The following is a 13,413-nucleotide window of genomic DNA, read 5'->3' as shown; positions in this document are numbered from 1 at the left end:
GTCAATATTCGATGTGATTTGACAGGATCTGTAATGTCAGGAATGCGGTTTATGCGAGTGCTCGGTATTAGAAATGCCCATTACCGAGCAAGAAGTCTCTATGATTTACCTGATAATTCTCTAGTTGTTCCAGAAACGGTGTTTGAAAACCCAATGACACTGATACCGCTTGGTGAAGTTATTCAATGGTATCGCGCGCTAGAAGAAAAAACAGGGGATGAAGATGCCATTATAAATCTTACTCGAGATGTCGCGATTGATAAGCTGGGCCCAGTGAGTCGATGGATTTTTTCTGGTATCGATCTGGCTTCAACTATTCGAAGGCTTAATCACAGTTTTCAGTTTTTACATTCCGGTGCCTATCTCGCCGGTACGCAATCTGGAAATATAATCAAGTGGACGTATCGAAACCCATTGTTACCGCCGGATGCACAGGCGCACGATAGCATTCGGGTCGCTATGTTTATGCTTAAGGTTCTCAGAATATACTTGGGAGATGCCTATACACCGCTGCGAGTCCAATTGTCTGGCAAGCGAGAGCGCCAGAAACTATATGAGGACTATTTTGGATGTGAAGTGGAGTGGCACCAACCACAGACAGAGGTTTGGCTGAAAGTAACAGACAGATTGGCACTTAAAAAAGAGGGTACGAGCGCGGCGTTAGCAATGAACTTGAATGAGCTCGATGATTTTCTCAATATGCCCGATGCAGAAGATGAGATTAAAGTGGTGTACGAGCTGGTCAATTACAGCAGGCACTATGGCTTACCGACAGTGGACAAAGTGGCAAGCTTACAAGGACTTTCATCTCAGCAATTTCAAAGAAGGCTACAAAAACTGGGGCTTAACTTTAGTACCGTGAGCGGTTTTGTGCTGAGTAATGTAGCGGTCTCTTTAATGAGCAAAGGCTTAGAACTCGACGATATTGCTAATCGATTAGGCTACTCGAACTTGGCGAGCTTCAACCGCATGTTCAAAAAACATCGCGGTATCACCCCCGTTCAATTTGCCCAGCGATTTTAGTTGTTGCCAAACGTCCTTTTGTTTGGCGACAACGATAGTGTTCGAGGCCAGTAAAACTGGCCCGAGCCTTTCTCGATGGAGACGCTTCTACTCTGTTGTTTTCCTATATGCTATTGTCCGACTCATTAGGTTTTTCCTATGCAGTAAACGGAGAATAGATGGAACTGTTGAAATTATTGTTGTTTATACCCGCGTGCTTTGCGTTGAATATGACGCCAGGTCCGAACAACTTACTGTCGCTCAATAACGCAAGATGTTACGGCTTTTACTCGGCGTTTATTGCTGGATTGGGGCGCGTATTGGCTTTTGCTGGAATGATAGCTTGGCTGCTTCAGGTTTGGCTGTTGTGCTGTATGCATCAGAAACTCTATTCTTGGTGATAAAGTTAGCTGGCGCGGCGTATCTGCTTTGGATTGCGTACCAGTTGTGGGGCTCTGAGAGCAGTCCAGTTACGGAAATTGGCCGCAATAAAAGTTTGTTGACGATGGCTCGTGAAGAGTTTGCTTTAGCGGCTGGCAATCCCAAGGCGATTCTTATTTTTACCGCTTTTTTGCCTCAGTTTGTCGACGTCAGTACCAACGTGAATACTCAGTTTCTTGCGCTTGGAACGACATTCTTACTTCTAGAGTTAGTGGCGATCGCCTTGTATGCGCTGTTTGGACTCTATCTAAGACATTGGTTTTCCAAACCTAAAATGGCGAAACGGTTTAATAGAGCTTGCGCGGCATTCTTAGCAATATCTGGTGTTAACTTGTTAGTAAGCCGCCAGTAAGTGGTTTGGCGTAAATTATCTTCGCGTTAATATTATCTAACGTTCTTTCCGCTATTGGATTTTTGCAAAAGAGCCTGCATCTCAGCAGGCTCTTTTTAGTTGTGGTGATCTAAGCGTTTGTTTTAAGTGTTGGCTTCTAACTCGGTAAGTTGTTGCTGCTGAGCCATGGCATCGATGGATTGCTCAAACCCTTTCAAACGCTTGTAGATAGACAGCAGTTCAACAATGGTTGTCCAAGAGTTGATCAAGTATTGGAAGGAGTCTTCTACTTTGCTAAATGCATTGAGGATCTGGGTCATTACCCCCAGTGTAAACGCGCCTGCGACAATTGATGGTGCGAGGGCGATCAGAGGGATAAAGTTACCAAACTGAAGGTAACTGTATCGCACTACATTGAAATACGCATAGTGAGCATAAAGCTTAAAGTAGTTTTGCCTTACATCGCCAAACAGCTCGGTCAGTGTCATAGGCTGAGCACGACTCTCGTGATCTTCTCCATAAACCAACTCTTTACGATAAGCTGCTTCTACTTTTTGGTTGTTGAACTCTAACCCCGGTAGTTTGATGCCCGCCATCGCAAGAAGTATGGTGCCAAATACAGACCAAATAATAGCGACAAATACTAAAGCCTGAGGGACTTCACCAATAATAGGCAGTTCTTTAACGTGGCCGGATAACGACCAGAGGATAGGCAAAAAGGCAATTAGTGTCATGACTGACTTGAGTAAATTAACCCCCAAGCTTTCCATAATCGAGGCAAAACGCATGGTATCTTCTTGAATACGCTGGGAAGCACCTTCGATATGGCGAACATATTGCCATTTTTCGGTGTAGTAGTTGGTCATCGCGGTGCGCCAACGGAAAACATAGTGGCTGACAAAAAATGCGTTAAATACCGCAACGACGATAGCAACCATTAGAATAACCATTACGGTCGATAACTCTCCGTAGAAGTCGGCAAGAGAGATGTTACCCGGATTGGTGAGCGCTTCTTGAATCAGGTTATAGAAATTGCCATACCACTGGTTCAAGATGACACTAACTTCTACTTGGAACCAAGTAATAAAGACAATGAGACCAGATCCCCAAACCGACCATTTTGACCAGCCTTGGTTGTCGAGTTTGGTCCACAGTAGAATAAATGCGCCGTAGCAGACCACTAAGTACTGATAAAACCAGACATCTAAAGCGGCATCATAGGCTGAACGTTGTTCTGGTCCAGTGGTATCAATAGCTGGAAATTCAACGCCAAACCAGTGTCCAATACTAAGTGATGGTCCAAGTCACTGACAAGGGTATACCAGCCAATCACACATAAAAGAGCCCAAACGGCAAAACTGATGAAAAACCATTTTGCTTTGGGAAAAAACGAATCAAACACTGAGCTTACCCTCTGATTTTTGTTATCTGTCCTTTTGTACGTGACTGATCTTTAAAGAAGTCAGCACAAGGATGTTATTGATACATTAGAATTCTAAGACTAGCAAGTGACATAAAAATTCACTTTATAACTAAATTAGATAACAAGGCATGTCAGTTTTGACCTTTGGGAGCGTACAAAGTAAAAAAGCCCCGACTCAGCGGGGCAAAACAGGAACACATTATTAAACGGTCGCAGAGGGCGCGCGGCCTATCCATTTTTGCCAAGGCAGCATCAACAGAGCAAATACGCAGACGGCGTAGAGCATAGACCAACCGAGACAAACAAAGACAAATGCGCAGATTATTAAGGAGACAAAGGCCAACGAACGGCTTAGCCCTTGTAGTAGTTTAACTGCCGCAAACATAGCCATTAGGTAGATCAAAACAAAGATCCCGTTGGTTAATCTAAGGAAGAACTCCAGATCAAGCCCCATTAACTCACCAATAACACAGGAGAGCATTAACACCGCTCCTACCGCTAACGTAGCGTTGGCGGGAACACCGCGATGAGAAACTTTGGCAATAGCGCCCTGTGGTCGGTAGTCGCGAGCCTGTGACCAAACCATTCTCGACAGACTTTGGGTATAGAGGTTAGTACTGGCAAAACACGCTGAAAATCCAATGACACTGATAAGTACTTTAAATTCCGGACCAAAAAGGCGTGCGCTAAGCCACGGAATGGCAGAGGTATCGAACTCAGCGCTACCGTATGCTGAAAACTTTAGAATAACGACGGAGCACGCCCAGTACACAACACCAGCAAGCAAACATCCCAATACGATGGCAATAGGGAAATCACGGCGAGGATTTTTAAACTCTTCTCCCATATGAGCAAAGGCTTCGATACCGACAAAACACCAAAACATAACGCCCAGCGCACTGCCGATCAGTGCCCAACTGTTATCCGTCAACTCTGGCATACTGATGTCTGAGCCTGTTACCCCACCTTGCCACCACATTGAACCGACTAAGGCGATAATTCCAAGGGCAATCAAGGTTTGCAATTGACCCGAAGATTTAGCCCCGAGTAGATTAACCCCTACCAATAAGCAAACTGTAATAATTTGAGCAATTAGGCTGGTATTTAGAGGAGAAGGCAATAACTGCTGTAAAAAACCAGCAGCGAGAGCGACAGCCGCGGGAACACCAACAGGAATACAACTTAAAAACAGCCATGCCATGTTTTTTTCTAAGCGGGTGTTAAACGCTTTGCGTACAAAGTAGGCAGTGCCACCAGCGTTTGGATAGTGTTTGCCAAGTTGAGCAAAGGTGAGTGCTATTGGGCAAATAGCAATAAACAGAACGACCCAAGCCCACAGAGAAAATGCGCCAGCGATCCCCGCCGCTATGGCAGGAACCATAAACAATCCCGTACCTAACAAGGTGGTCGACAGTTGACCAATTCCAGAAAGTAGGGTGATCTCTTTTTTCAACTGACTCATTACAACCTCCAAATCCATATGACACTGCTGTCCCAGTTTTTATTAACCTTCGACTGGGATTGATTTCGCTATACAGATTAATCAATTAATCAATGAGACACAGCTAGCAATTCGACTTAAAGCACCGTCAAAATGTCGGAAATCAACCAATTTGATGACACATTGTCGGTTTTCTACAAGGGATTTTTATGTCACATTACTGAAAAATATAATCATTTGGGCGTCGAACAAGATTAGCCCAGTGAAGAAGTAACAAAACAGTAGTAAGGGTTATCGCACCAGATAATCAGAGTGAGCGAGTTATGGATAAGTTTGACCAACGGATTTTGGATATTTTGCACTGCGATGCGCGTAAAAGCGTTAGCGATATTGCCCGAGAGGTGAATCTTTCTCGTTCGGCGGTGACGGCGCGAATCAAAAAGTTGGAAGACGATAAAGTCATATTGGGTTACCACGCCAACATAGCCAAAAAAGAAGAGGTGAAAAATGTGTGTGCTTACCTCGCATTAAAATATGACACCTCTAAATCGCAAAGACATTGTGAAAAGTATTCCCAGCGCATTTATGAAATAGACGGCGTAAAGTGGTGCCACGCCATCAGCGGAGAAACTGACATGATGTTATATGTGGAAGTGGACTCAATGGCGCGTTTGAATGAAATCCGAGATGAGCTACACACATTGCCAGAACTTAGACATTTGATGACACATACGGTGCTCACCGAGTTCTTTAATACGACTCGACAAGATTAAGCGCATGGTCGCAGGCCAGTTATGAAGAGTAATACCAATTTAAACCTGTTAAGAACGTTACAAGTATTACTCACCGAGTGTCATGTGAGTCGTACGGCGCAGCAGTTGAACCTTACTCAATCAGCGGTTAGCAGGCAGTTGGCCCAGCTGAGAGACATGTATGGTGACCCCCTTTTGGTTAGGGAGGGCAACGTACTAAGGGCAACACCCAAAGCCCTTTCCCTAAAATCTAGGTTAGACGAGCTGCTCAATCAATTTGATTCACTACTAGGAGAACAATCGTTTGACCCCAAAGAGTGGCAAACCGAGTTTGTTCTCTCGTCGAGTGATTATCTCGCTCAATATATTTTGCCAGACTTTGCTTCACACGTTACCCGAGAAGCGCCAAATCTCTCGTTGACCTTTCGTCTATGGCAGCCTGATTTCTTAGGCCATTTCCACAGTACAGGTATTGATCTAGCCTCTACTATGCTACCGCAAAAACCAGAGTATCTTTCCTCAATACAATTTGGTGAGGACGGTTCAGTCTGCTTGATGAAGGAAACCCACCCACTGGCAGCCAAGCTATCTCTATCCCGCGAAGATTTGGTTAAGTTCGGCCATATCAAAGTAACAGGGGGAGGGGATAAAGACTCGGGGGTAGATAGAGCCTTGGAGGAAAAGGGGTTAAAGCGGCATATCGCGTTTCGAATCCCTTTCTTTTCGGCGGCGGTTAACACCTTGATGCAAAGCCACAATTTGATGGTGGTGCCAGAGCATATCGCTATTAACTTGTCTGTTGATAATGGCCTAACACATCGACCACTTAACTTTGACACCCCTTCGCAGCTGTATTGGTTAATGTGGCATCCGAAATACGACCACGACCCCGCTCATCAATGGGTTCGAGAGCGGGCGCTGAAGTTTATGCGTCAATCCCAATTTTCTGAGGGTATGATTATTGAGAATACCATGATGAATAATGGTGATTTCATATCATAAGATGAAGGGTTTAAGGTAAAAGCAACAAGAGATATGGAGATTAAACAATGACTTTTACCATTTGGCTTTCGTTGGCCGCCGTTTGTTTACTGGGAGCTATGTCTCCGGGACCAAGTTTAGCCGTGGTGGCCAAGCACAGTTTAGCTGGTGGACGGTCTAATGGGTTGGCAACGGCATGGGCACACGCCTTTGGTATCGGGATCTACGCGTTTGTGAGCCTCATTGGTCTTGCGGTTGTTTTACAGGAATCGCCAGTGCTGTTTAAAGTGATTACTTACGCCGGAGCTGCTTATTTGGCGTATCTTGGCTTTAACGCCTTGCGTTCAAAAGGTGGTATAGCTGCAAAGCTTAACTCTGGTAGTAAAGTCAGCGTTGCTGCATCGGCAAGAGAAGGCTTTCTTATCTCTATTTTGAGCCCAAAGATCGCACTGTTTTTTATCGCCCTGTTTAGTCAGTTTGTCGCCTTAAACGTGGGAATAAGCGGAAAGGCTATTATTGTATTGACCCCCTTTTTAATCGATGGTCTCTGGTACACTTTAGTGACGTTTTTATTGTCTACTCCCAAGGTGTTAGACGCCGTGCGCAATCGCGCTCAACTTATAGACCGACTCTCAGGCGTAGTACTTATACTGTTGGCCGCGAGAGTGGTATTTACGGTGTAATACTATGATCAAACTCGCTGTTATCGGTACTAACTGGATCACTGCCCAATTTGTTGATGCTGCTTTGGAAACCGAACGTTACCAACTTAAAGCTGTCTACTCGCGCAAAAAGGAGACGGCAAAAGCGTTCGCCAACAAGTACTCAAGTTCCATTGTTCTTTTTGATGATTTAACGCTACTTAGCCAAGACCAAGGTATTGACGCGGTATACATAGCGAGTCCAAACTCGTTTCACGCGCCACAAGCGATCGAGTTGATGAAAGCAGGTAAGCACGTGATTTGTGAAAAGCCTGTCGCAGCGAACGCCACTTTAGCAAAAGAGATGTACGACGTAGCCAAGCAAAACGGTGTGTATCTATTTGAAGCGTTTATGAGCCCTCACTTACCTAATTTTTCTGTTTTGAAAAGTGCACTAGGTAAAATTGGCTCGCTTCGAAAAGCGACAATCAGCTACTGCCAGTATTCCTCTCGCTATCCAAAATATCTTGCTGGAGAAAATCCAAACACTTTTAATCCCGCTTTTGCTAACGGTTCCATGATGGATATCGGATTCTATTGCTTAGGCGCGGCGGTTGAACTATTTGGACGCCCGCAAGAGGTGAAAGCGACGGCCTCTATGTTGGAGTCTGGTGTGGATGGCAACGGCAGTGTGATTTTGCAATACACCGATTTTGAAGTTGTTCTAAATCACTCAAAAACTAGCGACTCCTTTATCCCCAGCGAGTTCCAAGGCGAAAAAGGGGTTATCGAAGTGGATATGATCTCTATTTGTAATCGGGTTTGGAAAGTCACACGTGAAGAAAAGTGCGAGCTTAGTGTCGCGCAACGAGATAATCGCATGTACTATGAAGCGCAGTTCTTCGCAGATCAATTATCGGCGAAGCAGAGAGAGCAAGATTGTGAGAAGCGCTCGCTAATCGTTGCCGAAGTACTCACGGAAATTCGTCGACAGATGGGGTAGTTTACCCACAGGACAGCGACGAAAATTAGTAAAAGAGAGAAAGATATGCAAGCTGAAGTGAAGTGGATTGAAGATTTTAAATTTTTGGGACAATCTCACTCTGGTCACTCCATTGTCATGGATGGAAACGGTGGTTCAACCGCGCCAAGCCCAATGGAAATGGTTTTAATGGCGGCTGGCGGATGCAGTTCTGTCGACGTCGTTGATGGCCTAAAAGAAGCGGGTCAAAAAGTGACTGGCTGTGTGGCGAAACTGAGTGCGCAACGCAGAGAAACCGCACCGCGTATCTTTACCACGGTTAACATTCACTTTGAAGTATCCGGCACCTCGTTAAGTGAAGAAGTGGTAGCAAAAGTGACAGCAGATTCGCTGCAAAAATACTGCTCGGTTTGCTTGATGCTAGCGGAAGGCGTAGAAATGACACACAGCTGGGAAATCGTATAAAAGATTTTTACCGCTTTTCTCGCTGAATCTGAGCTTTTGGCTCAATCAGTTATTGAAAATCTTGCCGACAGAAGTAGTGAAACCGAGCAAAATGCTCGGTTTTTTTCTACGCTTAAAGTGGGGTCTGGCATAGGTGCGGTGCCATGTTTAAGGGTAAGATTTTTGAGTTCGATTCAGAGCTTGGTTACGGCTATATCGTGCCAGAGCTTAGCAAGGTACGCATTCGTTTTTATGCCGATGACTATATCGGCGAAGAGCCTCCAGCGCTTAATCAGCAAGTAGTATTTAGCGTCGATGAAGATCGCAATGGCAACCACAAAGCTGTTAATGTCGAACCCCCTAGAGAATTTGACCTCTTCTTAATCGTTGCCGTTACTTTTTCTCTAATTCTTCTGCTTACCGTCACTCTATTTGGTTACTCCATCTGGATTGGAACTTACTACTCGACTTTGAACCTACTGCTTGTTCTCGTTTGCTATTTGGACAAACGAGCTTTGGAAAAAGGGGACAATGTCACCAGTGCGCCAAGTCATCTCTTTTTGGCGTTTTGCGGCGGATGGGTAGCACAGACCGTGTGTGGGCATATCTGGAAGATGCCTAAACGAGGGCAGATTTATCGAACCTTTATGTTGGTGGCAGTCGCCTGTCACGGTTGGCTGCTCTCATGGGCGTTAACACCTTATGGCGAAATAATGATTAAACACTGGCAGCTTATTTGGTTGCACAACAGCCTGATTATCTCTTGACGATTTACTCAAATAACAGCATGGTAAGCGCCGAGCACGCTCGCTGTTAACTCATCTGCGTCGGTGTAAAAAATCCCTTTCGCTAAAGGTTAAAATAAAACAGGCCCTCTCTACACGTAACAAATAGGAACTAAACGTGAATCACAACAAATTTACCCTTTGCGGTATCGTTGCTATTTTGCTTTGGAGCAGCGTGATGGGTATTGCCAGAAATGTAACCGAACTGCTTGGGCCCGTCGGAGGCGCAGCCATGATCTATTCGGTGGCTGCGATTTTCTTGGTTTCTGTTATGGGGTTACCCAAGGTTAAACACTACTCCAAAACGTATGTTTTAATCGGTGGTTCGCTGTTTGTGGCGTATGAGATATGTTTAGCTCTGGCGCTAGGGATGGCGAATACTCGCCATCAAGCAGTAGAAATGTTAGTGATTAACTATCTGTGGCCGGCGCTAACCGTATTGATGGCTGTAGTGTTGTCGGCGAAGAAAACCAACTGGTTGGTATACCAAGTGTTGCATTGGCCTTTTTTGGGGTTGCGTGGAGTATCACTGGCGATCAAGGTTTGAGCTTGGCTCAAATTAGTATCAATGTGGCTAGTAATCCGGCGACCTATACTATGGCGTTTGTTGGTGCATTTTTGTGGGCCATCTACTGCAATCTTACTAAGCATATTTCTCAGGGCCAAAACGCCATCACTCTGTTTTTTATTCTTACAGCTATAACACTTTGGATTAAGTACGCCTTAAGTGATGAAACCGCCATGCAGTTTGATACCCAATCCATTGGTTTACTGTTAATGAGCGGCATTTTTATGGGAAGCGGATACGCGTTGTGGAACTATGCCATCATTGGCGGAAATATGATGTTATTAGCGGTGATGTCCTACTTTACTCCGATATTATCGACGCTGTTTTCTGCGGTGATCTTAGGGCTTACCCTGTCCAATACTTTCTATCAAGGCGTGTTTTTTGTAACTATAGGCTCATTGATGAGTTGGTGGGTGACACGAGAAAAGGTTGAACCTAGCAAAGATATAGAACAAGAAGCTTAGTCTTACCACTCTATGCGAATGGGTGTGCCCACTTGCACGAGGGACAGAAATTCGTCCATCTCTTCATTGGTAATCGCGATGCAGCCATTGGTCCAGTCAAAGCTTTGGACAAATTGAGCAGGGCGCTGTTCGCCATTTTTTAACCCGTGAACTTTGATATCACCGCCCGGATCAACACCAAGGGCAATCGCATTGTGAGTATCGATGAAATTGGGGTAAGTGATGTGCATTGAGCGATAAAAATTCGACTCGTTGATGACGAAATCCAAGGTGTAATCACCTTCTGGTGTTTTGTTGTCCCCTTCCTGAACCTTGTGACCTTTGGGAGACGCACCGAGCGCGATCCGGTACTCCTTAACGACTTTACTGCCATCCATAAGGTACATACGTCTTTTCGATTTATCGACTTTCACCCAGTCGACAAGCTCTTCACCTCCCCATGCAGAAAAAGTGAATAAAGCAAATATAAATGCGAAAAAACACTTGGACAACACATACCTCGTTTCTATTCCTAACACATTGTTATTGTGTAACTAATTAATAATGGCGTGGTGGCTATTTATGCAGTTTACTCGCACCAAACCCCATTGTAAAAGGTGGAAATAACATCAAAAATTTGCCAACTAACTCAAGTATGAAACAATCAATCTGTAGGATATGCGACCCAGTTAACACAGCCCCGCCATTTCGTTTGAATGCATATCAGCCATTGCTAATTATATAGTAGGTATCATAATAATAAGTCAGGCTGGTTAGCATGCTTTCGCGCGTTTTTCTCAAAGATATAATGTCTGCCAGAAATCATCGATTTTTGGCCAATTCCCTGTTCAGTTTTATGGACGAAATGCTCACCCCTGAATCAATCTCAGTGTTCTATGAGCCCAAACTCAACCAAAGTGATGAACCCCTTTTTAAAACCGGCGATCCTACACCACTTCGCAATTACCCTGACACCTTTTGGAATTGGATAGCCCAATTTGATACCTCGGATGGCATGGTGTCTTTGGCGATGAACCCATGTAAATGGGATTACCAAAAAACCATGGGTGCCCATTGCTACATTTTTATGCTTGATAACCACCCTGAGAAGCGTACCTACATCGTTTTAGAAAGAGTCGACGGTGTTAAACTTCAACAGGCGAATGAAGACAACTCCATTGATATGATGCAGTTGATAGCCTCGCGCTGGCAGTGTGTGCGAGCAGAGACCGAAGCCGCGAGAGAATACAAAAACCGCGATATTAAAGAAGCGCAGCATCTCGATGTGATTAAGCAGCGCGAGCGATTTATCGAGAACATCAAACTGGTACAACAGGCGGCTATCGAAATTTCGAACCCAGAAAACCTAGATGAGTTACACAAGATGGCGGTGGAAGCCGTACGCGACAAGCTAGGGTTTGATAGGGCTGGTTTTCTACTACTGGATATTAAAAAGCGCTGCTTTAACGGTACGTACGGAACGGGAGAGCAAGGCCAGACGGTGAGTGAACACCATACCCAGTTCGATTTACATCAGTTAGAAGAGTCATACATCAACGCGCTATTTGAAGGGAAAGAAAACTTCGTCGTTATCGATAACGCGCCACTCTATACCGCAGGGCAAGTGGTTGGTCAGGGCTGGAACGGAATGTTGATCTTGCGCGATGGACAAGAAACCATCGGTTGGATCGCCATGGATAACTATATCAATCGCAAAGAAATCACCACCTATCAAAAGCAGATGCTAGAGTCATTTGGATCGCTGCTATCTCAAATATACATACGCAAACGCCAAGAGCAAAACGTGCGAATGCTGCACGCGAGCATGGTCGAACTTTCCCGCTGTATGACCGTAAGAGATGTGTGTAAATGCGCCGTTAGCTTTGCGATCAATCGTTTGGGCATCGACCGCCTAGCCGTATTTTTAACCGATAAAAATTGCAGCTATATGCAAGGAACGTGGGGAACGGATATCCAAGGTAACGTGGTAGACGAATCCTACTATCGATCAGAAACCACGGATAGAACAATAGTAAACCTCGCGCGGGCGACCCCGAATGAAGTGGCCTTTGAAGAATCCGTGCCCATCTATCACGATTTTCACATCGTGGGTTTTGGCTGGACAGCGATGACAATGCTGACCAACAGCAATGGTGAACCTATTGCCTTTATCGCCGCTGACAACCTAATTAAACGCACACCTCTCACCCAACAGTTGCGCGATGTGATAAAAATGTTTGCTTCAAACGTGACTGAGGTACTGCTTAGAACCCGAGCGCAGGAAGACATTCAGCTACTCAATGAAAATCTCGAACAGCAAGTACGTTCTCGCACCGCAGATCTACAAAAAGCCAATGAGAAATTAGAGATTATGGCGAAAATGGACCCTTTAACAAGATTGGGTAATCGCCGAATGTTGGAGTCGATGTTAGAAGAACTGTGTGTTGAAAGCAAAAATGAACCAGCCAGCTTTGGGTTAGTGTTAGTCGATATCGACCATTTTGGTTTGTACAACAACCACTATGGACACATGCAAGGTGACATCGCCTTGATGCGGATCGGCAACATACTTTTGCACCATTCAAAGCATGAAAATGAAGTATTCTGCCGCATTGGCGGAGAAGAATTTGCCCTATTGGTGGTTAACAAAACCAAACAAGAAGTGGGGGAAATTGCTGAGTGTATCCGCCAGTGTATCGAGCGCGAAGCGATACCGCATAAACCTAGCGACACCTCGGATAGCCTTACGGTTTCGGTTGGGTACTCACTAGTCACTATCGACCAGACGAGTTTAACTTTGACCAGCTTTACGTCAGCGCCGACAAAGCCCTTTATCAAGCAAAACATCAGGGACGAAACTCAGTGAAATACTACAAGCAAGACAGCAAGTTGCTGGAGAAAGAAAGGTAAGGGGGAGCAAAATACAGTGGTTTTCCCATGAACCGAGTTGCGGCATGTTACCGTAACTCTTCATTGGCCTTGTTAAAACAGCCAACCGCGTAACCACATTTAAGTCAATATTCACTGGGTGGTTTCTAGGGTTAGAAGGACCTATTCTACTCCCCACGCCTCTTTGTTAGAGATTGTTAATCTACATTTGTGTTAATTATAAACCCGAATATATAGATCTTAATCATAATGCGCACGTAACTTATTAATTTATAATGCCCTTTAATATG

The 13,413-nt window shown here is 44.8% G+C and carries 10 protein-coding genes and 4 pseudogenes; 10 read left to right on the top strand and 4 right to left on the bottom strand.

Features of this window, described 5'->3' with window-relative positions:
- Window positions 1–33: 33 nt before the first annotated feature.
- On the top strand, window positions 34–1,023 hold the full coding sequence (locus tag BLO31_RS21930; RefSeq protein ID WP_084659989.1) for an AraC family transcriptional regulator: 990 nt from the start codon (window positions 34–36) through the stop codon (window positions 1,021–1,023).
- A gap of 158 nt (window positions 1,024–1,181) precedes the next feature.
- Window positions 1,182–1,795, top strand: a pseudogene (locus BLO31_RS21925) (LysE family translocator).
- Window positions 1,796–1,917: 122 nt separating this feature from the next.
- Here the strand turns inward: BLO31_RS21925 and sbmA are convergent.
- The 3 genes from sbmA to yjeH all read right to left on the bottom strand — a co-directional run bounded on the left by sbmA (window position 1,918) and on the right by yjeH (window position 4,659).
- Window positions 1,918–3,027: a peptide antibiotic transporter SbmA gene (sbmA, locus tag BLO31_RS21920; RefSeq protein ID WP_217495156.1), complete on the bottom strand. Its 1,110-nt coding sequence runs from the start codon at window positions 3,025–3,027 to the stop codon at window positions 1,918–1,920.
- Window positions 2,979–3,176 carry a hypothetical protein gene (locus BLO31_RS24150; protein WP_217495155.1) on the bottom strand — a complete coding sequence of 66 codons (198 nt, stop codon included), beginning with the start codon at window positions 3,174–3,176 and terminating at the stop codon, window positions 2,979–2,981. The genes sbmA and BLO31_RS24150 overlap by 49 nt, the downstream gene beginning before the upstream one ends.
- A 223-nt stretch (window positions 3,177–3,399) precedes the next feature.
- Window positions 3,400–4,659 carry an L-methionine/branched-chain amino acid transporter gene (yjeH, locus tag BLO31_RS21915; RefSeq protein WP_070971959.1) on the bottom strand — a complete coding sequence of 420 codons (1,260 nt, stop codon included), beginning with the start codon at window positions 4,657–4,659 and terminating at the stop codon, window positions 3,400–3,402.
- Window positions 4,660–4,961: 302 nt separating this feature from the next.
- Between yjeH and BLO31_RS21910 the strand changes: the two genes are divergently transcribed.
- The 7 genes and pseudogenes from BLO31_RS21910 (at window position 4,962) to yddG (ending at window position 10,255) form a co-directional block, all read left to right on the top strand.
- Window positions 4,962–5,411 (top strand): Lrp/AsnC family transcriptional regulator, encoded by a 450-nt coding sequence (locus BLO31_RS21910; RefSeq protein ID WP_070971956.1) that lies wholly within the window; start codon window positions 4,962–4,964, stop codon window positions 5,409–5,411.
- Window positions 5,412–5,432: 21 nt separating this feature from the next.
- The gene (locus tag BLO31_RS21905; protein ID WP_070971954.1) at window positions 5,433–6,392 is read left to right on the top strand and encodes a LysR family transcriptional regulator; all 960 of its coding nucleotides are present in this window, start codon (window positions 5,433–5,435) and stop codon (window positions 6,390–6,392) included.
- 47 nt (window positions 6,393–6,439) lie between these two features.
- A complete protein-coding gene (locus BLO31_RS21900) occupies window positions 6,440–7,054 on the top strand; it encodes a LysE family translocator (protein WP_070971951.1) in 615 nt (204 codons plus the stop codon).
- 4 nt (window positions 7,055–7,058) lie between these two features.
- Window positions 7,059–8,044, top strand: a pseudogene (locus BLO31_RS21895) (Gfo/Idh/MocA family protein).
- Window positions 8,045–8,060: 16 nt separating this feature from the next.
- Window positions 8,061–8,459 carry an OsmC family protein gene (locus BLO31_RS21890; protein WP_070971948.1) on the top strand — a complete coding sequence of 133 codons (399 nt, stop codon included), beginning with the start codon at window positions 8,061–8,063 and terminating at the stop codon, window positions 8,457–8,459.
- A gap of 143 nt (window positions 8,460–8,602) precedes the next feature.
- Window positions 8,603–9,205, top strand: coding sequence for a hypothetical protein (locus BLO31_RS21885; RefSeq protein ID WP_070971945.1), 603 nt, complete (start codon window positions 8,603–8,605; stop codon window positions 9,203–9,205).
- Window positions 9,206–9,401: 196 nt separating this feature from the next.
- A pseudogene (yddG, locus tag BLO31_RS21880) lies at window positions 9,402–10,255 on the top strand (aromatic amino acid DMT transporter YddG).
- A gap of 2 nt (window positions 10,256–10,257) precedes the next feature.
- On the opposite strand, the gene BLO31_RS21875 reads toward yddG, so the two are convergent.
- A complete protein-coding gene (locus tag BLO31_RS21875; protein ID WP_070972176.1) occupies window positions 10,258–10,722 on the bottom strand; it encodes a L,D-transpeptidase family protein in 465 nt (154 codons plus the stop codon).
- Between the two features lie 290 nt (window positions 10,723–11,012).
- Between BLO31_RS21875 and BLO31_RS21870 the strand changes: the two are divergent.
- Window positions 11,013–13,144: pseudogene (locus BLO31_RS21870) on the top strand (sensor domain-containing diguanylate cyclase).
- Window positions 13,145–13,413 lie beyond the last annotated feature (269 nt).

The organism is Vibrio sonorensis (assembly GCF_001854765.1).
GTDB lineage: Bacteria > Pseudomonadota > Gammaproteobacteria > Enterobacterales > Vibrionaceae > Vibrio > Vibrio sonorensis.
The sequence above is the reverse complement of the archived record's forward strand: the minus strand, read 5'-3'. Positions and strand labels throughout refer to the sequence as shown.

Bases quoted from the DNA above. Each gene is read 5' to 3' on its own strand.
- BLO31_RS21930 (WP_084659989.1), top strand. From the start codon at position 34: ATGTCAGGAATGCGGTTTATGCGAGTGCTCGGTATTAGAAATGCCCAT.
- yjeH (WP_070971959.1), bottom strand. From the start codon at position 4,659: ATGAGTCAGTTGAAAAAAGAGATCACCCTACTTTCTGGAATTGGTCAA.
- BLO31_RS21910 (WP_070971956.1), top strand. From the start codon at position 4,962: ATGGATAAGTTTGACCAACGGATTTTGGATATTTTGCACTGCGATGCG.
- BLO31_RS21905 (WP_070971954.1), top strand. From the start codon at position 5,433: ATGAAGAGTAATACCAATTTAAACCTGTTAAGAACGTTACAAGTATTA.
- BLO31_RS21900 (WP_070971951.1), top strand. From the start codon at position 6,440: ATGACTTTTACCATTTGGCTTTCGTTGGCCGCCGTTTGTTTACTGGGA.
- BLO31_RS21890 (WP_070971948.1), top strand. From the start codon at position 8,061: ATGCAAGCTGAAGTGAAGTGGATTGAAGATTTTAAATTTTTGGGACAA.
- BLO31_RS21885 (WP_070971945.1), top strand. From the start codon at position 8,603: ATGTTTAAGGGTAAGATTTTTGAGTTCGATTCAGAGCTTGGTTACGGC.